Genomic DNA, 18364 nt, shown 5'->3' with positions numbered 1-18364 from the left:
TCCGGATCGTGAGACGTTTATTTCATTTTCGTCGGCCTGGAAAACAGGAGATCTTCCGGCCGCCCCGCGCCGTGGTCACCATCGGCGTCATTGACGTCGTGGGCATTACTGTCGTTGGCATTACGGGAGTCATTGGGGTCATCCGACGTCGAGCCGCAGGAGGTCCTCCTCCGTCTCCCGGCGGACGATCACCCGGGACTCCCCGCCCGCGACGGCGACGACCGGCGGACGCAGCGCGTGGTTGTAGTTGCTGGCCATGGACCGGCAGTACGCACCCGTGGCCGGCACGGCGATGAGGTCACCGGGTGCCAGGTCGGCCGGCAGAAAGGCGTCCTTGACCACGATGTCCCCGCTCTCGCAGTGCTTGCCCACGACCCGGACGAGCATCGGCTCGGCCTCGGAGACCCGGGAGACGAGCGCGACGCTGTACTCGGCGTCGTACAGCGCGGTGCGGATGTTGTCGGACATGCCGCCGTCCACGGACACGTATGTCCGCAGCCCCTCCAGCGCCTTGATGGTGCCGACCTCGTAGAGCGTGAAGGCGGTGGGCCCGACGATGGCGCGCCCCGGCTCGACGGAGATACGCGGCGTACGGAGCCGGGCGGCCTCGCACTCACGGGTGACGATCTCGGTCAGCGCCTTGGCGATCTCGTGCGGTTCACGCGGGTCGTCGTTGCTGGTGTACGCGATCCCGAGCCCGCCGCCGAGGTCGATCTCCGGCAGCTCGACCCCGTGCTCGTCCCGGATGTCCTTGAGCAGCCTCACCACGCGGTGCGCGGCCACCTCGAACCCGGACATGTCGAAGATCTGCGACCCGATGTGGGAGTGGATGCCGATGAGTTCGAGCCCGTCGAGCTGGAGGGCCCGCCGTACGGCCTCGGCGGCCTGTCCCCCGGCCAGCGGGATGCCGAACTTCTGGTCCTCGTGCGCGGTGGCGATGAACTCGTGCGTGTGCGCCTCCACGCCGACCGTGATCCGGATCTGCACCCGCTGCCGCTTCCCGAGGGACTGCGCGATGTGGGCGACCCGCACGATCTCCTGGAAGGAGTCGAGCACGATCCGCCCGACCCCGGCCTCGACGGCCCGCTGGATCTCGTACGGGGACTTGTTGTTGCCGTGGAAGGCGATCCGCTCGGCCGGCATTCCGGCGGAGAGCGCGGTGGCGAGTTCGGTGCCGGAGCAGACGTCGAGGTTCAGCCCCTCCTCGTCGAGCCACCTCACGACGGCCCGGGACAGGAAGGCCTTCCCGGCGTAGAAGACGTCGGCGTCGTGCCCGAAAGCGCTGCGCCAGGCCCGCGCCCGGGCCCGGAAGTCGGCCTCGTCGAGGACGTAGGCGGGGGTGCCGACCTGTTCGGCGAGGTCGGTGACGGCGATACCGCCGACGGTCACGACACCGTCCTCGCGCCGGTGGACGGTCTGCGCCCAGACCTTGGGGTCGAGGGCGTTGAGGTCGGCGGGCGGGGCGGAGTAGTGCCCCTCGGGCAGGACATCGGCGTGACGGGGCCCGGCGGGATGTGCGGAACGGCTCATGTCAGTGCGGCTCTCTGTGGACTCTCTCAGAGGTGTTCGGGTGCGTCGATGCCGAGCAGGGACAGGCCACCGGCCAGCACCGTCCCGGCGGCTTCGGCAAGGGCGAGCCGGGCGCGGTGGGCGGCCGAGGGTTTCTCCTCCCCGCGCGGCAGCACGGTCGCGAGGAAGGGCAGCACGGCATCGGCAACGCTGACGAGGTGCCGGGCGAGAACGTCGGGAGCGCGGTGGTCCGCGGCGCGGGCCAGCACGCGGGGATGGTCGGCGAGCAGGGCGACCAGTTCGGACGGGGCCACGTCTGCGGGCCCCGCCTCGGCGCCGAAGCCCAGGTCGGCCGCGTTGCGGCCGAGGGCCCGGGTGCGGGCGTGGGCGTACCGGACGCGGAAGAGCGGGTTGCTCTCGCGCTGGACGAGATGCTCGTCGCCGATACGGGGCCGGTCGTGACCGGCGGGGGACAACAGGGCCCAGCGGGCTGCGTCGCGGGCGAGAGGGAGGGGGTCGGCGGGGGCGGGGACGGGCCGGATGTCGACACCGGGGAGCACGTCGCCGGCGGCATCGACGTGGACGCCAAGGATCCGCTGCCAGTCGGCAGGGAGAGCACTCGCGCAGCTGACCCTTCCCTCACTCCCCTGGGACCGGAGAAGCCGGGCCACGGCATCCGCGACGACAACGGCGCGGACCTCGCGGGGACAGCGCAGCTCGACGACGGTCCCGGCCGGCCGCGGGGCGTACCCGTATCGCTCGCCGGACCCCCGAATATCGTCCACCAGCCGGACGAGGGCGGCCTCGGCATCGGCATCGCGGAGGCTGATGTTGAGGAACCCGGGCCCGGTGACGGTGACGTCGTCAATGCCGTCGAGGCCGAGCAGATGGCCCCGGAGCACATGGGCGACGAGCGGGGCGGGCCGCCCGGCGGGCCGGGCGAGCTGGAGCGCGATGTTGGTGGCGTAGTCGCCACAACCGCCGGGCCGAGGCGGCGTGACCACGACCCGCTCGGGCACGCCGACGCTCAGCTCCCCCACGTCGACAGCGCGACGAACCGCGCTCAGCACGGTACGGGAGAGCTCCACGGGGGTCACGGGACAAGCGTAGGGGAGGAGGGGGGTGGGTATGCGAACTCATTTGGGGGCGGTATCGCCATGTGGACGGAAACCGGAGGAATCCACGGGGCCGTGGAACGCCTGAGTCCGGCCCTGCCTGCCTGGGCGAAGACGTCGATCAGCTGGGGCACCGTCGAATGCCCCCGCCCACTTGCTGATACCCACGAACCGATCAACCGCTGCTGCGCCCGGCGGGCTCGGCCTCCCCGGCCCCACGGGCCCCACCATCGATCAACCGCCGCACGAGCCGCACGAGCTCCGCCGGCTCGAAGGGCTTGGCGAGGAAGGCGTCGACACCGACGTCGAGCCCGGCCTCGACCTCGTACTGCGAACAGGCACTGACAATGGCAAGCGGAAGCTCACGGGTGAGCGGATCGGCCCGCAGCCGGGCCGCGGTCCGCAGCCCGTCCAGTCGCGGCATGACGACATCGAGCGTGACGACATCGGGCTGCACCCGACGCACGACATCCAGACACTCGGCACCATCGGCCGCGGTCACGACCTCGAGCCCCTCAAGCTCAAGATTGACCCTGATCAGCTGCCGGATGACCTTGTTGTCGTCCACAACAAGCACCCGACCCGAAGCGGCTGGCACCACTCGAGAGTAGGTCCGGACCGGCCACCGCGTCCGGCTTTTCCCCACTTCCACCCCGTCCGGAGGACCCACCCCAGAGCCCCACCGGAAAACGTTCATGACCACCCTCCCGGAACTGGTAGTGTTCTACCCGTCGCCGCGCAGAAAACGCGCCCGACCCGCCCCCGTAGCTCAGGGGATAGAGCAACGGCCTCCGGAGCCGTGTGCGCAGGTTCGAATCCTGCCGGGGGCACCCTTCATGAGGTGCCCAAAGACCCCGTCACCAGCGGAAACGCTGAGGCCGGGGTCTTCTTGTATGTGCAGGCGTATGCAGCGCTGAGCGGCCCTAGGACGAGGCCCGTGGACTATTCGTGGACAGGATCTTGAAGCGTCTGCCCAGGTCAGCCGTCGCTTGCGTGGGGACCGTTACCCCGCATCCGGCCATTCCTCCGGGGGCTCTGGCGGCTCCGTACCCTCCTGCCGCTTCGCACTCCGCGCGTTCTCATCTCGCAGTGCTGTCAGCCACGGCCAAAGATCCGGCAGTCGTTGCTCCGCGCAGGCCAGCCGGTGTTCGATACGACACCGCTGATACGGATCTGGCGGGCATACCCCGTAGACCGTTACCCGCCCGTCAGACAGCTCGATCCACCGATGCTCCGCCGGCACCGTATGGGCCAGTGGAGCCATGTCCGGCTCCAACAGCACCCAATCATGCTCAAGCGTCGCCACCCGCTCCCCCAACAGCCCGCAGTACGGACAGCGGGACTGCCCACCACCGAGCCGACGCGGTTCCTCTTCGAAAACCCCCATACCGCGAGAGTCGCCATCCCAATGGCACATGCGTAGACCGCGAACCGGACGGGACACCTGGGGCACTTGTCGACCAATGAAACGGAAGACGACGCGGCAGGTGCAACCAGCAACCAACGGCCGACGACGCGCGGCTGAGACACGACGAAGCCCCCGGCCAGGGCGGCTGGGGGCTGACGCCTGTGCACGTGATCACTCGTATTCGCGCAACAGCTCCTCGATCTTGCGGTTGGCGATCTCCTGCCGTCCGTCGATGCACTTGGCGTAGCGGCTCAGCAGGACCTCAACGCTGTTGCCCGCGCGTTCGGCGACCTCTGTGGGGTCCACACCGGAGTTGAGCCACGTCGACAGCGCCGAATGTCGGAGGTCGTACGGCCGGGCAGCGAGCGGCGAAGCGACCGCAGCTGGCGAGAGCGCCAGCGCCCGAGCCTCCTGCCAGACGCGGTAGTACGTCGAGGAGCCGACCACTCCCCCGCGTTCGTTAGTGAACAAGCGCCCGTCCTCCGCGGTGCCGAAGGTGTCGAGGTGCTGCCGGAGGATGGCGACGAGCTGAGGCGGGATCGGTACGAGCCGGACCTCTTCGGCCGGCCGGTTCTTCAGGCCGCGGTCGTCGTGGGTCTCGCCGGAGTCCGTCCACTGCTTGCCGACACTGGGACGCGTCCGGTTCAGCAGGGCCGTCCCCCAGCCGGTCTTCGGCAGCTTCAGGTCTGCTTTGGTGAGTCCGACAGCCTCAGCGGGACGTAGGGCACCGTAATACATGCAGGCGAACAAGCCGACGAGTCGACGACCACGTGCCCGGCCATACCCACCGACGTACGAGACCGCAGTCAGCAGGGACCGAGCCTGCTCCGGATTGGCGACTACCCGGGGATCGACTTCCCCAGCAACCTTCGGCTTCTTCCAGCGGATAGCAGTGATCGGGTTTTCTTTGAACTCCCCGAGATCCACCGCATAGTGCAACGCGTTGACGAGTGTTCGACGCTTGCGCTGAACGGTCTCCGCGGCCGCCGCCGTCCCGTCGAGCTTCAGTTTGAGCGAGTCCAGGACTGCCCTGCCGATCGCAGCGTCGCCGAGGTCGGACAGAGGGCGTGAAGCCTTGGTCACCCAATGCAGGGTGTTCACGATCTCGGTCGGTAATTCGCGATCACCGGGGCCGGGCAGGACAAAGGCCCAGTTACGCAGCGCCTTCCTGAGCAGATCATCGGACGGCCGCCCCGGACGATCGTCGAGAAGAGTCATGGTCACGGTGGTCAGCGACTCATTGATCCCGTTACGCGTGTTCGGCGCGGCGTGCGGCCACTTCATGGCGAGGTACTTCAGAGCGAAGGCGTACCAGGTCGTCGAAGGCTCCTTCTCGACCATCGAGTCAGGCAGTCCCGTGACGGTGTCGAACTCTTCACCATCGCGGGTGGCTCGAAGGAGCTTGGCCCGGTAGTGGTCCGCAAGCCCCTTGGTACGGAACTGTTCGGAGAACACGTTGCCGGCGACCGTCCACCTGACGTCATAAGACGACTTCTTGGTGTTTCTCTTCCGGACTCCCCAGACCTTCACATCAAGAGACTTCATGCCGCGGCCCGCTCTCGGGCATTCAGCCATGCATTGAAGTCGCTGCGCCACACGCGCAGTTCTCCGTTGGGCAACTTGAAGGCCTGCGGTGCCTCCCCCAACTCGCGCCAGCGATAGAAGGTCCGACGTGAGATGCCCTTGAGTTCAGCGCAGACCTCCCAAACGGTCATCAGCTCGTCTTTCACGTCAATGCTCCTTCCTGGCTGAGTTGGTCACGTAGGGCTTCGCGCGCGGTCTCACGGTTGAGTTGGAGATCACGGGCGATGGTGGCGGCGAGGGCGGATTCGCCGGGTGTGTGGCCGTGGCCGGCGTACTGCCAGTCGGCGAGAACCAGGACGGTGTCGGGGTCGCGATCGTCGAGGCCGAGGGCGGCGTGTTCCTGGGTGGCGCGGTAATCGGCGCGTGTCTGGCGGAGGGCGCCGAGGGTGGTGGAGTAGCGGCGGGATTTGGAGGAGAAGTGGCCGCGGAAGCCGAGCATGTGAGCCCAGGCCCACAGGCGCCGATCCGGGTACAGCTCATCCAGGTCACGGCATGCGGTGATGAGGCGGCGGGCGTGGTCGGGGACGCCGTGGCGGTCGAGTTCGGCGAGTTCGCCGATGCGGCGGTCGAGGGTGCCGGTGTTCTCGGCGGCTTTGGTGGCGTACTTGGCGACGTAGGAGGCGACGGCCTGTTCGGTCAGGTCGGAGCCGTCCCCGAATGCCTTGACCGGCCGCACGTCGAGCTGTCGCCCCCACTGGAAGGTGCGGGCGGGTTGGTCCCCGGCGGCTGGCACGGTCACGCTGCTGTAGGCGTGGCGAGCGGCGGCGTGGATGGCGTCGGTGAGCAGGTTGGTGGTGGCCCAGCAGGGCGGCGGGGAGTCCGGGCCGTCCGGTCCGTCGATGCGGATTACGGCATGGAAGTGGACGGCACCGCGCTTCTGGAATTCGGCGACCTTGCCGTAGGAGACGCGGCAGACCTCTTTCAGTTCGCGTTGAGTGAGGCCGGCGCGGGCAGCGATCTCGCGGCGGAGCCGGTTGGCCAAGCGCACCCACAACTCACCGGCATGGTTGTTGAACAAAACCGCGCCCGCGTAGTCGTACGAGGCCGGATCGAGCGCCGTGCCGAGGGCCGGGTGGTCCGAGGCGTGGCGGGTGCCGCAGCGGCAGGCACCGCGGTCGGGCCGGTTGTGGACCGGGCCGAACGAGGGGGCGGTGAAGGTGGCGAAGACCCGGGGGTGATCGCGGATGGTGGCCGGGATGTCCTTGTCTTCGTCTCCGGCGAGGCCGGCGCGCATCAGGCGGTAGGTGTCTCCGGCGTACATCCAGGCGCAGGCGGGGCAGCGGGAGGCGCGGCGGTTGCCACAGGCGATGCGGAGCCGTCCGCCCGGCTCACCTTCGGTGGTGTAGCGGTGCAGGGTCTCACCGGTGGTCTTGTCCTTGTGGACGACCCAGCCGCGCAGGTGGATCGGGTCGGCGCATCCACCGGTGCGTTTGATCTGGTCTTGCCAGCGGTCGAAGCCGGGGAGCCCGGCCACCCTGAGCGCGTCGGCGAGGGTGACCGGGTCCAGGCCCGCGAAGGTCGCGGTGTCGGTCACGCGGCACCGTCCGAGGCGATTTCGGTGATCTGGTCGAGTGCCGCGGCGGCTTCCTCGGCGGCGCGAGCCAGGACGCGCAGGGCGTCGGCGGTGCCCGGGCGGGCGATCAGCGCGATGTCGAGCAGTTCGCCACCGAAGCGGAGGCTGACGAAGCCTTCGTCCTCGGGCGTCGGGTCGAACACGGCCACGCGGGCGGTGGTGTCCGGCTCCAGGTGGGCGGAGGTGGTGAGGGTCCTCATGGTGGCCGTCACCTCCCGACGCGGACGAGGTCGGCGGCGGGGGTGGCGTGGCCGGTGCCCTTGCAGGTCGGGCAGGCGACGCGGACCGTGACGCGGGTGCCGTCGCGGTGGCGGGTGCCGGTGGTGATGGCGACGGTGGCGAAGCCGTCGCAGTCGCGGCAGATGCGCGCGGTCGGGGTGTGCTGGGGCATCATGGGCTTGCCTTTCGGGTCCGTTGGATCTGGAGGGTGGGAAGGCGCCCGGAGCGGCGGATGTTTGGCGACGGATGCCGCTCCGGGGGCCGTTCAGCGGTGGCGCTTGGTCTGCGAGGTGAGCAGCGAGCGCAGGACGACCGCGCACACGGCGACCGAGACGCCGGTGATGGCGACCGCGAGCAGCAGCGAGACCAGGACCGCGCCGACGACGAGGACCGCGGCGGTGCCGCCACCGACGACCGCGACCAGCGCACCGGGGGTGAGCTGTACCGTGGGCCGGGACGACGCGGGGGCCGCCGGGACCAGCGGGGCGGGCTGCGGCGCCGGAGTCGGGGTGCTGGGGATCACGGCGGTCGGCTCGACGACGACGGGCGGGGTGACGATGCCGGTCGGTATCGGGTTGGTGGGGATCTTCGGGCGGAGCATCGGGTGTTCTCCCTTCACTTGGTCGCGGTGTCGATGGCGGGGGCGAGGAAGCTGTCGGCGAGGAGGTAGCCGCCGGCCAGCAGGACGATCACGAGCCACCAGGGCGGGCGGGCGAGCTTGATACCGACCAGGCCGAGGCAGGCGATGAAGAACCACAGCGGCACGGACATGGCCCGGTCTCCTCAGCGGACGGGGCAGCGGTGGCCCTGGGCGGCGATCATGGCGGGGCTCACGTCGTCGTACTCGGCGGACCAGCCGCAGTCCTCGGCGGTGCAGGCGGCGACGTACTTGATCTGTCCGCGCCGTCCGTGCGCGGTGCCGACCTGGGTGGTGCCGACGCGGTGCAGGGTGCGCCAGATCTGGTAAAGGCCCATGGGGTTGAGCTCCCTTCGGATTTAGGCGAGTTGGGCGGCGATGGCGTCGGCCATCGGGGCGGGCACGCCGAGGCGGGCGCGCAGGGTGTCGGTGTCGATCGGGGACCCGGTGCGGGACCGGTGGTCGTCGGCGACCTTGCGGGCGTGCGCCACGAGGGCCGCGGGCACGCTCATGGCCGGAGCCGGAGCCGGAGTGGTGGCGGGGTCGGATGCCGGGTCGGCGACGGGCAGGGCCGGGGTGTCGTCGACAACCGGGGCGGGAGTCGCGGCAGGCTCCGGAGCCGGTGCGGGAGCCGGGTGGCCCTCGACCTCCAGCGTCGGGGCGGAAGCCTCGGACACAGTCGCAGCCGGTGCCGGTTCGCTGGCGGTGTGGGCGAGGAGGGTGCCGCCGAGGAAGGCCAGGGCGGGCCATCCGGCGATGCCGAAGCGCAGCCAGGCCGGGGGGTGGGCGAGGTCGAGGAAGCCGGCCGTGGCGACGTTGGCGCCGAGCGAGGCGAACAGTGCGATCAGGAACCAGCACCAGGCCAGCCGGGACGGGCCGTCCGAGCGGAGCCGGCGCCAGGCGGCGACCAAGAGCAGGTCGACGGAGATGGGGTAGGCCCAGGCTTTCCAGCCGGACTGTCCGGCCGCGGAGGCCAAGTCGTGCAGGTGGGCGAAGGACAGCGCTCCGGCAATCACAGCCTGTACGAGTACGGCGTCCGGGCGAAGCATGGGGCGCATCGGGTCCTCCTTCCTGGGAGTTGGGCCAGGGGCGGGGCGGGGCGGGGATCTGGCCCGGCCGCCCCGTCCCGGCGGGGTTTCAGTCGGTGGGGGCTTCGCCGGTGCCCCAGCAGGTGAGGCAGAGCCCGGCCTGTTGGTCGTCGGTGATGCGGCCTTTGCGGGCGCCGACGCGGACGGCTTGGGTGATCTCGCCGTTGCCGTCGCAGTCGGGGCAGGTGGCCGGCTCCGGCTTGGCCGTCTTGCGGCGTGTGGCCGGCTTCTTCGCGGTGGCCATCGTCAGTGCCCCTGGTGGGGGTAGTCGGGGCCGCTGTCGGGGTCGTAGCCGGGCGGGAAGATGCCGGGCGGCGGCTCCGGCAGCGAGGCCGCAAGGGCCGGGCTGATGGCGTCGATGAAGTCGAGGTCCGCGCCGGGCTCTTCGGCGTACAGGGCGATGTCGCCGAGCATCAGCACCGTGCGGTGGAAGTCCTCGTACTGCGGGCACATGACCAGCGCCCTCCTTGTCTTCAGGCATGGCAGGGGTAGGGACTTGGCGCGAAGCGGTCACGCCAGCCGTGGAGCGAGAGGGTTAGGCGGCTTCGGTCACCGCGGGTGCCTCGACGGGGGCGAGGTCGACCAGCGGGCGGAAGCGGGACAGTTCCGGGATGTCCGGGGTCAGGTGGGCGTGCCGGTTGCAGGCGGCGACCGCTTGCCGCATGGAGGTGTGCGGGGTGCGGATGCGGACCCATTCGCCGGTGGAGTAGCCGACCACGGCCATGCCGCGCCGGTTGTTGGGGATCTGCGTGGCGGCGAACACGGCGTGCGGGGAGATGTCGCCGAAGGCCATCTTGGCGGTGGATTCGTCGTTGACGCGGTGGACCATCCTGCCGGTGAGCTGGGCGCGCAGCATGGTGATGCCGTCGCCCAGTTCGGAGCCGAAGCGCTGCCCGTAGACGTCGAGGAACATGCCGGCCGCGCGGCCGAGCTGGGCCAGGCGCACCAGTGCGGTCACGATCCGCTCCCGGCGCGGGTCGTTGCGCTTGGTGCTCAGGGTGAGTTCGGCGATCTCGTCGATGGTGACCACGACCGGCACCGGCCGCAGGTCTTCGGGCAGGTCCCAGATGTTCGCGGCGATCTCGCCATCCGGGGTGTCCGCGCTGATCCGCTGCTCACGCCGGATCACGTCGTAGATCCGTTCCATGCGCTCGACGAGTGCTTGGAGCAGGTCGGCGGCATCATCGGGGTTGTCCGCGAGGGCGGAGAAGCGGCGGGCGAACGGCCCGAGTTCGATCTTCTTGCAGTCGATCCCGACCAGCGCCACCGGCTGCGCCGCAAGTTCCTTGATCACGGTGCGCTGGGTGACGGACTTACCGGACTGCGTGGCGCCGACCGTAATCGAGTGCGGCACCTCACGGTAGTCGCGGTAGTGGATCGAGCCGTCCTCCACCAGCGCCACAGGGATCCTCAACACGCCCCGACCAGTCCGCGCGGGCATCTGCACCCGCTTGAGCACGTCGTAGCCGGTGAGCGTGATCTCAACGACGCCCGGCTTGATCTCGCGGGAAGTGACCTGGTGGACGCCGAAGGAGTGGCGCAGCCGGTCGGCGGCGGCGGAGAACTCGAACGCATCCTGACCGGGCCGCATCTTGATCCGCAACCGGAGGCCGGTCCGGGTCGGCTTCACCCACGCCAGGCGCGGCACCCGCTGCTGCGGAACCGGCTTGTGGAACCAGCGCGCCAAGGCCAGGCGGAGGCGGGAGGCCGGCACCGTCAGGTGACAGGCGTCCATCACGTGTGCGTAGCGCCAGCGCACCCGCACCGTGGCAAGCAGCACGCCGAAGGTGAGCCAGTACCAGACGGGGCGGCGCCACTTCAGCAGCAGCGCCAGCCCGACCAGGACCGCGAGCGCGATCACTAACCACGTCATGGCTCAGGCCACCTTCGACTTCGCCGCGGTGTCGACCAGCGAGGTGACCGCGACCGCGCGGAAGGCGATCCCGTGCCGCTTCTGCCCGTTGAACTCGTTCTCCCACGGCCGGGCGATCAGGCCGGTCAGCGCCACCGGGGTGCCCATGACCAGGTCACCGGAGATGCCGGTCTCTGGCACGGTCACGTTCAGGATCTCCACCTCACCGTTCAGCGCGAACATGACGTTGACCGTCATCAGCGTCGCGCCGGTCTCGGCGTCGGTGGCGACCTCACCGGTACGGCGGTCACGGATCTTCGGTTCCGGGGCCTGGGCCACCATCACGGTGGCGCTGGAGGTCTCGACGGGGATCTGACGCATGATGGAAGTTCCCTTCAGAGGGTCGGGAGCGGCGTACTTGCTTGGCGGTGGGTCGCCGCTCCTGAACTGACGTTGGACTCAAAGGAAGACGCCTTTGCGTGCTTGCGTCCCCAACTGGTGCGCACCAGTAGGTTGCATCTGGTGCGCACCAGATGTCAATGGGGTGTCGCCCTCCGGCTTTCTCAACTCGCTTTCTTGCGACGCCTCTAGGGAACCGCGCTGCTCAACGCCCCGGTAGCCAACAAGGGTTCACGAACGCACAGTTAAGGCAGGTGTTAACCCCTGCCGACCTGCGCCGATGTGAGGCATGCTGCTGTTAGGGCTCAGGAATCACATGCAGGGCGGTGCAGGTGAGCAGCGGACTTCGGACAGTGCGGATCGCGCGTGAGTGGTCGCAAGAGCGACTTGTCCACGAGATCGAGCGGTATGCACGTCAGCACATGCTCACGATCGCTTCTACGGCGAGCCTCCGCGTCTACGTCTCAGAGTGGGAGAACGGGAAGCGGACGATCGGCGACCGGTACGCGAGAATCCTTCGGGCTCTACTCGGTGTCACTGACGATGAGTTGCACGGTAGGCCCACGGCCCTGATTGAGACAGTCCAGGCCGGCGGGTACGACGACCTTGTCACGCGCATCGATGCAGCGCGCAGCGTCAGCCTGACCATGGTGCAAACGTTCATGGATCAGACAGAGCTCTTGCGGACCGTCGATCGCCAGATGGGTGCCTCAAGCCTTATCGATCAGATGACCGGTCACCTGTCGACGCTGGAAGATGCACTGACCTTTGCCGTGCTCCCGGAGACCAGGCGCCCAGTTGCTCGCGCGTTGGCCGGAGCAGCGACGCTAGCAGCTTGGCAGGCTCTCGATGTTGGGGCGGTCGAACGTGCGTGGCGGCACTACGAGCTGGGGAAGCGTGCAGCGAAGGAAGCTGACGAGCCCATGTACCTCGCACACGCCACAGCCGAGCAGGCGTACGTGCTTTGCGATGCCGGCCGGCCCGCGATGGCAGTCCAGCTCGTTCGCGACGCTCAGCGTGTCGGCGGAAAGGCGATGTCCCCGCGGCTTCAAGCATGGCTGTACGCGGCTGAAGCCGAGATTTGCGCCAAAGCCGGGTTAGCCGACGACTGCCGGCGAGCGCTGGACAACGCAATGCGCTTGCTGCCGCCCGGCGAGGGGGCCCGGGACCCGGACATGTTGAGCATCTTCCTCAATCACGGACATCTATCCCGATGGCGAGGAAACGCGCTCGCGCTGCTAGGCGACGACGATGCAGTAGAAAACCTCTACGTCTCGCTGGACTCCGCAGACCCGACGTTTGTCCGGGCAACCGCCGGACTGCGGTGCGACCTTGCGCAAGCCCATCTTGCGCGCGGCGAGTACGACCAGGCTCACGAGCACCTGAGGCAAGCCCGGCTACTGGCCAGCCGGACGGGATCGGTACGCCACCGTCGCCGTATCGAGCAGCTCACGCAGCAGTTGTAGGCGAGGGGGCAGCAGCGCGCGAAGCAAGGACGTGGAGGAGAGCAACGAGCGTCCCCGACCCCATCAGTTCGCCACGTTCCATGAGGCCGGGAATGTCCGCGAGGGGTACCCAGGCCACATGTCCAGCCTCTTCGATGTCGGTGGGATCACCAACATGTTTGGCGCCACGGCCTACGAAGATCTCGTGTGGTGAGTCGACCATCCCCACCATGGGCTGATAGGTGACTACGTGCTCCAGCGAATCCGGCCGCCAACCGGTCTCTTCCTCAACCTCACGTAGAGCGGTCTGGGCGGGGTCTTCACCTTCATCCACGATGCCGCCGGGAAGTTCCCAGCCGAACGACTCTGGAACGAAGCGGTAGCGCCAGAGCATCAGCACGCGGTCTTGATCGTCGATGATGGCCGCAACCGCGACATGATGCAGCCGCACTACGTGATGCTCGAACCGCTCGACGCCCGGCGGCTCGACATCCACGAGGCTCAGTTTCACCCAGCGGTTGTCATACAGCGTCCGCTCACCGTGGATCTGCCACGGCTCCAGGTTCGTCGGCGGCTCCGTGGTCACTGAGCGGTCCGGTACACGGTAGGAGCTTCGCCCATGTACCTCGATGACGCGCTCGTTGACGAGCCTGGCCAACACCTGTCGAAGCGCCGTACGGCCGATGCCCAGCTCTTCTGACAGGGTCCGCTCGGACGGGATCTTGGAGCCGGAGGCGTACTTGCCCGTCGAGATCCACTCGCGGATCGTGCGATAGACCCGCTCCGACTTCGGTCCCATCCGATGAGCACACTCCCCTGACTTGCGTTGCGGCGATGACGCCCACCAGCGTAGCCGTGTAGCTACACCGTGAGTAGGTTCACCCTGCCAGCGATCACGGACGGCGCGCGGTGGAAGTTTCTCTACATCATCAAGGCTCGCTTCGCTCGCTCGCCGGGAGGCCAACGGCGCTCGACAATCTCCGCCAAACCCGACCGACACAGACTCCGCCCAGACGCATCAATGGCCGCTTCCGGACTGCATGCCACCGCCACTACGATCCGGCCTCGGAAGGGGGAACCACCACAGCAGCCCGGCGACCGCGCACCGGCCCGGGCGACCTACGCCCCTTTCCACCCGACTGCCTGACAGGTCAGGTCGATCATGGATCGATGGCCGCGCACAGCGCGGCGGCGCCGGTCGGCCGCCGCCCCGCTGCCTCCATGTCTCCGCCACCGGCTGCGGCGCGCCGTCCGCCCGTCGCCACTCGCAGCGGCCAAAACACAGCATGGGCACGGGCCCGAGGTGGTCCCAACAGTGCAGGTCAAAGACGCTTTGTGTTACCGCAGGAGGCCGGATCGTGGTGGCGGTGGCATGCGAGCCGACACTGACCGATGCGCCGACGTTCGTACGGCCCGCTGATACCACGCCGGGCAACCGGCCGGACGGCGGGCGCAACCTGGTGAGTAGGAGAAGCCCGCTGTGGCTGGGGCGGCCGGCTCCACGACTTTAGCCAGCCACTTTGGCGCGAGCCTCGCAGATCATGGCCCCAACGTCGTGCTTTACCGGGCAGGTTCACAGACTGCCCGACGCGCCGGAAGCTTACGGGGCCATGATCACTCGCGCCAAAGCAGCTCCTGGCCAAAGTCGTTCCGCCGACCTTGATGACCAAGTGTCCCGAGTGGGGCAGTATTTGGTGATCCGTAGCCACCCTGAAGCTCGGACGGCAAGGTCGATAGCGACTTCGAGCTACTACCTGTCGTGCATCGTGCGGTGCTCGTGACAGTAGATGCGGTTCTCATCATCCCGGGAGCGGCCTTCCATGCTCCCGCATGCGTCACACCCGCGGCCCTTGTGCTCGCCACCGTTGATGGGCCACCAGTCAGCCAATTTGGTCACATCCTCTGATCATTGCTGGGTCTAAATGAATGACTAGGCGCTCAGCCCCGGGGAGGGTCGTCGTAGTGACGGCCGCAAGCGGGGCAATGCCAGTCACGCGGCCCCACGTAGATAAGAGGCGAGTCACCCTTCGGGCAGTACGCCTGTCCAGCCACCGAGTTCCTCCATGCATGTGAAGATCTCGTGAACATACAGCAGTGACATTGTGCATGACAAGATCGCTGTACTATGACATACCCGCCTGGGCCATCTCTGGGCAGTGCGGGGGGGGGAACCGCGACCAGCGCTGTCAACCATCGACAGCCGGTCGCAGCGCTGGTCTATTACACGGCCGCAGGTCAGAAACCCGACCCTTCACTTCTTCGGCTACGGATCGCGCCCCGCGGCGCTTGACTCGGCCATTGAGACTCCACCGCCCGCGTGTGTCAGTGGCCGGTCGTAGCCTTCGGCCATGCATAGAGGAGCGATCACACGGGAGTCAGTACTCAAGGCCATTGCCGAGCACGACGAGTTGGGCCGCGAGGCGTTCCTGTCGACGTACGACTTTGGCAAGGCCCGTTCGTACGTCCTCGTGCATCAGGGGCGGGAGTACGACTCGAAGGCGATCGCCGGGGTGGCGCACAAGTGGGGCCAGGGGCGAGCACTGGCTCCCAGCGAGTTCAGCGGCGGGAAGGACCATGCGGCCGGGTGGTTGAAGCGGCTTGGCTTCCAGACCAAGGCCGTCCAGAATCCCGACTGGGCGCGCGACGAGATCATCCTCGCTTGCCACCTTGTCATGACGAACGGCTGGAAGGGACTGGACGCGCAGGACAGCCGGGTCACCGAGCTGTCAGACCTGCTCCAGTTTCTGCCCATCCACGCGGACGCGGACCGCAACGAGACGTTCCGCAACCCCAACGGCGTGGCCCGCAAGACGTTCGACATCGCTACCCGGCACCCCGACTACCGCGGCAAGCCCACGAAGGGCGGTGCCCTCGACGTTGAAGTCCTCCATGAGTTCCTTGCGCGCCCGGACCAGATGACCGAGGTGGCACGCCTCATCCGGGAGGGCATCAGCACCGGCGAGCTTCAGGATCTTGCCCAGGCGGACGACGAGGAGCTAGACGACGACTTCAGCGCGCCCGAAGGACGCTTGCTGCTGCGCCGGCACAAGGCACGAGAGCGCAACAAGGGACTGCGTAAGAAGAAGATCAATTCGGTCCTCCGGAAGGGAGGCGCACTCGCATGCGAGGCATGCGGATTCGACTTCGAGGAGGTCTACGGCGAGCGCGGAGCCGGATACGTCGAGTGTCACCACGTCGTGCCGCTACACGAGGCCGGCGAAGGAAAGACCAAGCTCAGCGACCTAGCACTCATCTGCGCGAACTGCCATCGAATGATCCACCGTCGTGCACCTTGGCCCACGCCGACTGAGCTGCGGGCCGCCATCGAACGCCGCCAAGTCTCGAGGCTCCGAGTCTCCGCCACCATCGTGCAGCAGCGTGGCACGTCACTTTCACCGGCCCAGGGGGACCGGCGGTGACCGACCCAGCCGATCCTGTACTTCACTTCGACGTGTTCGTCGTGCACGAACCAGCCGTGGCCAATGAGCTGTTCGAGTCCGTAGATGAATTCTTCGAAAGCTACGACGGTCGCGGACGCCCCGTGCGAGTGTACGGAGAGCCGGGGCGGGTCGCCCTGGCACTGGCCACCACAGAACCGCAGGGCGCCGAGCTTCGCGCGCGAGTGGAGCACTACTACTTCGTCTTCGCTGCCCGGCACCCCACACAGCCAGGGCTAAGCTTTGGGGTCCAGCTACGGCTGAAGACGGGACGCGCAACGTCTGTCTCCGGCAAGATGACATCCGTCTAGCTGATTCCCGTAAGGATTGTTGTGAGCACACTCGGTAGCTTCATCTGGTCGATTGCTGACCAGCTTCGGGGCCCCTACCGCCCCAACCAGTACGGAACCGTGATCCTGCCGCTCACGATCCTGCGCCGCCTCGACTGCATCCTCGAACCCGACCGCGCGACCGTGCGCGAGCTGGCCGCCAAGTACGACAACCCCAACCGGCTCAAGGTCGAGGTCGCCAAGGCGACCGGCAGGCCGTTCTACAACACCTCGCACTACTCCTTCGCCAACCTCCTGGCAGATGCCGACGGTCTCGCGGACAACCTCGCCGACTACATCGACCGGTTCTCCGCGGACGTCGATGTGTTCGACTACTTCGACTTCAAGAAGGAGATCCTCGCGCTGGAGAAAGCGGGGCTCTTGCGCGAGATCGTCAAGGCGTTCGGAGCCGTCGACCTCCATCCCGACGTGGTGTCCAACTCGGACATGGGGGACGCGTTCGAGTACATCATCCGCAAGTTCAACGAGGCAGCCAACGAGACTTCCGGTGACCACTACACCCCACGCGACGCGATCCGGCTACTGGTCGACTTGCTCTTTGCCGAAAAGGACGTGGACCTGACCGAATCGGGCATCATCCGGTCGCTCTACGACCCCACCGCGGGCACCGGTGGCATGCTGTCGCTTGCCGAGGAGCACCTGCTCGCGCAGAACCCAGGCGCCCGGCTGGGCCTGTACGGCCAGGAGTACAACCCGCAGTCCTACGCCATCTGCAAGTCCGACCTGCTCGCCAAGGGCCACGACGCGACTAACATCGCCTTCGGCAACACGCTGACCGACGACGCTTTCAAGGGTCGCCAGTTCGACTTCTGCATGTCCAACCCGCCCTACGGCGTGGCCTGGAAGCAGTACGCCAAGGCCGTCAACAAGGAGCGTGACTCCGCAGGACCCTACGGCCGCTTCGCGCCCGGCCTTCCGGCCACCTCGGATGGTCAAATGCTGTTCCTGCTGCACCTGGCCCACAAGATGAGGGCGCCGGAAGATGGCGGCGGTCGGGTCGGGATCGTCATGAACGGCTCCCCGCTGTTCAACGGCGCCGCCGAAACCGGCCCGTCGAACATCCGCAAGTGGCTGCTGGAGAACGACCTCGTCGAGGCAATCGTCGCGCTGCCGACCAACATGTTCTTCAACACCGGCATCGCCACCTACATCTGGATCCTCGACAACACCAAGCACCCCGACCGCGAGGGCACGGTCCAGCTCATCGACGGCTCGTCGTTCTGGACCAAGATGCGCAAGAACCTTGGCGCCAAGGGCCGCGAGATCAGCGACACCGACCGCGCCGAGGTCGTCAAGCTGTACGCCGACTTCACCGACGCCGACCCCGACACCTCCAAGGTGCTGCGCAACGACGAGTTCGGCTACTGGACCATCACCGTCGAGCGGCCCCTGCTGAACGAGGACGGCAAGCCGGTCACCGACCGCAAGGGCAAACCGAAGCCCGACACCAAGAAACGCGACACCGAGAACGTGCCCTTCACCTACGGCGGCTCGACCGCCGGCCCGGCCGGCAAACTCGATGTCGTCCAGGCCTACTTCGACACCAAGGTGAAACCGCACGTCCCCGACGCCTGGATCGACTGGGCCAAGGTCAAGACCGGCTACGAAATCCCCTTCACTCGCCACTTCTACAAGTACGTCCCGCCCCGGCCGTTGGCCGAGATCGATGCGGACCTGGAGAAACAGGTCGCGAAGATCCTCGATCTGTTGCGCGAGGTGGAAGGGTGACACGGCAGTCGTGCGAAACA

Annotated in this window: 22 protein-coding genes and 1 tRNA gene; 5 read left to right on the top strand and 18 right to left on the bottom strand. The window is 67.7% G+C overall.

From position 1 onward, the window contains the following. Window positions 1-138: 138 nt before the first annotated feature. The 3 genes from lysA to ACWEK3_RS19405 all read right to left on the bottom strand — a co-directional run bounded on the left by lysA (window position 139) and on the right by ACWEK3_RS19405 (window position 3321). Entirely contained in the window at window positions 139-1530 is a 1392-nt protein-coding gene (lysA, locus tag ACWEK3_RS19415; RefSeq protein ID WP_453250203.1) for a diaminopimelate decarboxylase, read from the bottom strand. A gap of 26 nt (window positions 1531-1556) precedes the next feature. Then, window positions 1557-2606 (bottom strand): ArgS-related anticodon-binding protein NrtL, encoded by a 1050-nt coding sequence (gene nrtL / locus ACWEK3_RS19410; RefSeq protein WP_453250202.1) that lies wholly within the window; start codon window positions 2604-2606, stop codon window positions 1557-1559. Between the two features lie 193 nt (window positions 2607-2799). Then, the gene (locus tag ACWEK3_RS19405) at window positions 2800-3321 is read right to left on the bottom strand and encodes a response regulator (protein WP_450539020.1); all 522 of its coding nucleotides are present in this window, start codon (window positions 3319-3321) and stop codon (window positions 2800-2802) included. 61 nt (window positions 3322-3382) lie between these two features. On the opposite strand from ACWEK3_RS19405, the gene ACWEK3_RS19400 reads away from it, so the two are divergent. Further along, a tRNA-Arg gene (locus tag ACWEK3_RS19400) sits at window positions 3383-3454 on the top strand. Window positions 3455-3627: 173 nt separating this feature from the next. On the opposite strand, the gene ACWEK3_RS19395 is transcribed toward ACWEK3_RS19400, so the two are convergent. The 14 genes from ACWEK3_RS19395 to ACWEK3_RS19330 form a co-directional block, all read right to left on the bottom strand. Further along, window positions 3628-4011, bottom strand: coding sequence for a DUF6083 domain-containing protein (locus tag ACWEK3_RS19395; RefSeq protein ID WP_453250201.1), 384 nt, complete (start codon window positions 4009-4011; stop codon window positions 3628-3630). A gap of 192 nt (window positions 4012-4203) precedes the next feature. Next, window positions 4204-5577: a tyrosine-type recombinase/integrase gene (locus ACWEK3_RS19390; RefSeq protein WP_453250200.1), complete on the bottom strand. Its 1374-nt coding sequence runs from the start codon at window positions 5575-5577 to the stop codon at window positions 4204-4206. After that, window positions 5574-5747, bottom strand: coding sequence for a helix-turn-helix transcriptional regulator (locus tag ACWEK3_RS19385; RefSeq protein ID WP_376397341.1), 174 nt, complete (start codon window positions 5745-5747; stop codon window positions 5574-5576). The genes ACWEK3_RS19390 and ACWEK3_RS19385 overlap by 4 nt, the downstream gene beginning before the upstream one ends. Window positions 5748-5758: 11 nt before the next feature. Continuing rightward, window positions 5759-7150 carry a replication initiator protein RepSA gene (gene repSA / locus ACWEK3_RS19380; protein ID WP_453250199.1) on the bottom strand — a complete coding sequence of 464 codons (1392 nt, stop codon included), beginning with the start codon at window positions 7148-7150 and terminating at the stop codon, window positions 5759-5761. Beyond that, complete coding sequence (locus ACWEK3_RS19375; protein ID WP_453250198.1) at window positions 7147-7389, bottom strand: hypothetical protein; 243 nt, start codon at window positions 7387-7389, stop codon at window positions 7147-7149. Before ACWEK3_RS19375 ends, repSA begins: the two co-directional genes overlap by 4 nt. Window positions 7390-7397: 8 nt before the next feature. After that, window positions 7398-7580 (bottom strand): hypothetical protein, encoded by a 183-nt coding sequence (locus ACWEK3_RS19370; RefSeq protein WP_453250218.1) that lies wholly within the window; start codon window positions 7578-7580, stop codon window positions 7398-7400. 93 nt (window positions 7581-7673) lie between these two features. Beyond that, entirely contained in the window at window positions 7674-8009 is a 336-nt protein-coding gene (locus ACWEK3_RS19365; RefSeq protein WP_453250197.1) for a SpdD-like protein, read from the bottom strand. Between the two features lie 14 nt (window positions 8010-8023). After that, window positions 8024-8179, bottom strand: a complete 156-nt coding sequence (locus ACWEK3_RS19360; RefSeq protein WP_376548660.1) for a hypothetical protein — start codon at window positions 8177-8179, stop codon at window positions 8024-8026. Window positions 8180-8191: 12 nt separating this feature from the next. Beyond that, a complete protein-coding gene (locus ACWEK3_RS19355; protein WP_452944109.1) occupies window positions 8192-8383 on the bottom strand; it encodes a mobile element transfer protein in 192 nt (63 codons plus the stop codon). 21 nt (window positions 8384-8404) lie between these two features. After that, window positions 8405-9103, bottom strand: coding sequence for a DUF2637 domain-containing protein (locus ACWEK3_RS19350; protein WP_453250196.1), 699 nt, complete (start codon window positions 9101-9103; stop codon window positions 8405-8407). A gap of 79 nt (window positions 9104-9182) precedes the next feature. Further along, window positions 9183-9377 (bottom strand): hypothetical protein, encoded by a 195-nt coding sequence (locus ACWEK3_RS19345; protein ID WP_453250195.1) that lies wholly within the window; start codon window positions 9375-9377, stop codon window positions 9183-9185. A 2-nt stretch (window positions 9378-9379) separates the two neighbouring features. Further along, the gene (locus tag ACWEK3_RS19340) at window positions 9380-9586 is read right to left on the bottom strand and encodes a hypothetical protein (protein WP_453250194.1); all 207 of its coding nucleotides are present in this window, start codon (window positions 9584-9586) and stop codon (window positions 9380-9382) included. Between the two features lie 82 nt (window positions 9587-9668). After that, window positions 9669-11006: an FtsK/SpoIIIE domain-containing protein gene (locus tag ACWEK3_RS19335; protein ID WP_453250193.1), complete on the bottom strand. Its 1338-nt coding sequence runs from the start codon at window positions 11004-11006 to the stop codon at window positions 9669-9671. Between the two features lie 3 nt (window positions 11007-11009). Then, window positions 11010-11366 carry an SCO3933 family regulatory protein gene (locus ACWEK3_RS19330; protein ID WP_453250192.1) on the bottom strand — a complete coding sequence of 119 codons (357 nt, stop codon included), beginning with the start codon at window positions 11364-11366 and terminating at the stop codon, window positions 11010-11012. Between the two features lie 440 nt (window positions 11367-11806). On the opposite strand from ACWEK3_RS19330, the gene ACWEK3_RS19325 reads away from it, so the two are divergent. Next, window positions 11807-12850, top strand: coding sequence for an XRE family transcriptional regulator (locus ACWEK3_RS19325; RefSeq protein WP_453250191.1), 1044 nt, complete (start codon window positions 11807-11809; stop codon window positions 12848-12850). On the opposite strand, the gene ACWEK3_RS19320 is transcribed toward ACWEK3_RS19325, so the two are convergent. After that, a complete protein-coding gene (locus ACWEK3_RS19320) occupies window positions 12834-13628 on the bottom strand; it encodes an NUDIX domain-containing protein (RefSeq protein ID WP_453250190.1) in 795 nt (264 codons plus the stop codon). The genes ACWEK3_RS19325 and ACWEK3_RS19320 overlap by 17 nt on opposite strands. Before the next feature lie 1549 nt (window positions 13629-15177). On the opposite strand from ACWEK3_RS19320, the gene ACWEK3_RS19315 reads away from it, so the two are divergent. Genes ACWEK3_RS19315 through ACWEK3_RS19305 form a run of 3 tightly spaced genes read left to right on the top strand, consistent with a single transcriptional unit; the run spans window position 15178 to window position 18344 of the window. Next, window positions 15178-16248, top strand: a complete 1071-nt coding sequence (locus ACWEK3_RS19315) for an HNH endonuclease (RefSeq protein WP_453250189.1) — start codon at window positions 15178-15180, stop codon at window positions 16246-16248. Continuing rightward, complete coding sequence (locus ACWEK3_RS19310) at window positions 16245-16577, top strand: hypothetical protein (protein WP_453250188.1); 333 nt, start codon at window positions 16245-16247, stop codon at window positions 16575-16577. The genes ACWEK3_RS19315 and ACWEK3_RS19310 overlap by 4 nt, the downstream gene beginning before the upstream one ends. A gap of 21 nt (window positions 16578-16598) precedes the next feature. Beyond that, window positions 16599-18344 carry an N-6 DNA methylase gene (locus ACWEK3_RS19305; protein ID WP_453250187.1) on the top strand — a complete coding sequence of 582 codons (1746 nt, stop codon included), beginning with the start codon at window positions 16599-16601 and terminating at the stop codon, window positions 18342-18344. Window positions 18345-18364: the final 20 nt, after the last annotated feature.

It is taken from the genome of Streptomyces sp. NPDC004721 (assembly GCF_053601495.1).
Note: the sequence above shows the minus strand (reverse complement) of the source record. Positions and strands in the feature narration are given on the sequence as shown.

Excerpts from the sequence above, each read along its gene's own strand:
- lysA (WP_453250203.1), bottom strand. The coding sequence starts at position 1,530 with ATGAGCCGTTCCGCACATCCCGCCGGGCCCCGTCACGCCGATGTCCTG.
- ACWEK3_RS19405 (WP_450539020.1), bottom strand. The coding sequence starts at position 3,321 with ATGAACGTTTTCCGGTGGGGCTCTGGGGTGGGTCCTCCGGACGGGGTG.
- ACWEK3_RS19395 (WP_453250201.1), bottom strand. The coding sequence starts at position 4,011 with ATGGGGGTTTTCGAAGAGGAACCGCGTCGGCTCGGTGGTGGGCAGTCC.
- ACWEK3_RS19390 (WP_453250200.1), bottom strand. The coding sequence starts at position 5,577 with ATGAAGTCTCTTGATGTGAAGGTCTGGGGAGTCCGGAAGAGAAACACC.
- ACWEK3_RS19385 (WP_376397341.1), bottom strand. The coding sequence starts at position 5,747 with ATGACCGTTTGGGAGGTCTGCGCTGAACTCAAGGGCATCTCACGTCGG.
- ACWEK3_RS19375 (WP_453250198.1), bottom strand. The coding sequence starts at position 7,389 with ATGAGGACCCTCACCACCTCCGCCCACCTGGAGCCGGACACCACCGCC.
- ACWEK3_RS19370 (WP_453250218.1), bottom strand. The coding sequence starts at position 7,580 with ATGCCCCAGCACACCCCGACCGCGCGCATCTGCCGCGACTGCGACGGC.
- ACWEK3_RS19365 (WP_453250197.1), bottom strand. The coding sequence starts at position 8,009 with ATGCTCCGCCCGAAGATCCCCACCAACCCGATACCGACCGGCATCGTC.
- ACWEK3_RS19360 (WP_376548660.1), bottom strand. The coding sequence starts at position 8,179 with ATGTCCGTGCCGCTGTGGTTCTTCATCGCCTGCCTCGGCCTGGTCGGT.
- ACWEK3_RS19355 (WP_452944109.1), bottom strand. The coding sequence starts at position 8,383 with ATGGGCCTTTACCAGATCTGGCGCACCCTGCACCGCGTCGGCACCACC.
- ACWEK3_RS19350 (WP_453250196.1), bottom strand. The coding sequence starts at position 9,103 with ATGCGCCCCATGCTTCGCCCGGACGCCGTACTCGTACAGGCTGTGATT.
- ACWEK3_RS19345 (WP_453250195.1), bottom strand. The coding sequence starts at position 9,377 with ATGGCCACCGCGAAGAAGCCGGCCACACGCCGCAAGACGGCCAAGCCG.
- ACWEK3_RS19340 (WP_453250194.1), bottom strand. The coding sequence starts at position 9,586 with ATGTGCCCGCAGTACGAGGACTTCCACCGCACGGTGCTGATGCTCGGC.
- ACWEK3_RS19335 (WP_453250193.1), bottom strand. The coding sequence starts at position 11,006 with ATGACGTGGTTAGTGATCGCGCTCGCGGTCCTGGTCGGGCTGGCGCTG.
- ACWEK3_RS19330 (WP_453250192.1), bottom strand. The coding sequence starts at position 11,366 with ATGCGTCAGATCCCCGTCGAGACCTCCAGCGCCACCGTGATGGTGGCC.
- ACWEK3_RS19325 (WP_453250191.1), top strand. The coding sequence starts at position 11,807 with ATGCTCACGATCGCTTCTACGGCGAGCCTCCGCGTCTACGTCTCAGAG.
- ACWEK3_RS19320 (WP_453250190.1), bottom strand. The coding sequence starts at position 13,628 with ATGGGACCGAAGTCGGAGCGGGTCTATCGCACGATCCGCGAGTGGATC.
- ACWEK3_RS19315 (WP_453250189.1), top strand. The coding sequence starts at position 15,178 with ATGCATAGAGGAGCGATCACACGGGAGTCAGTACTCAAGGCCATTGCC.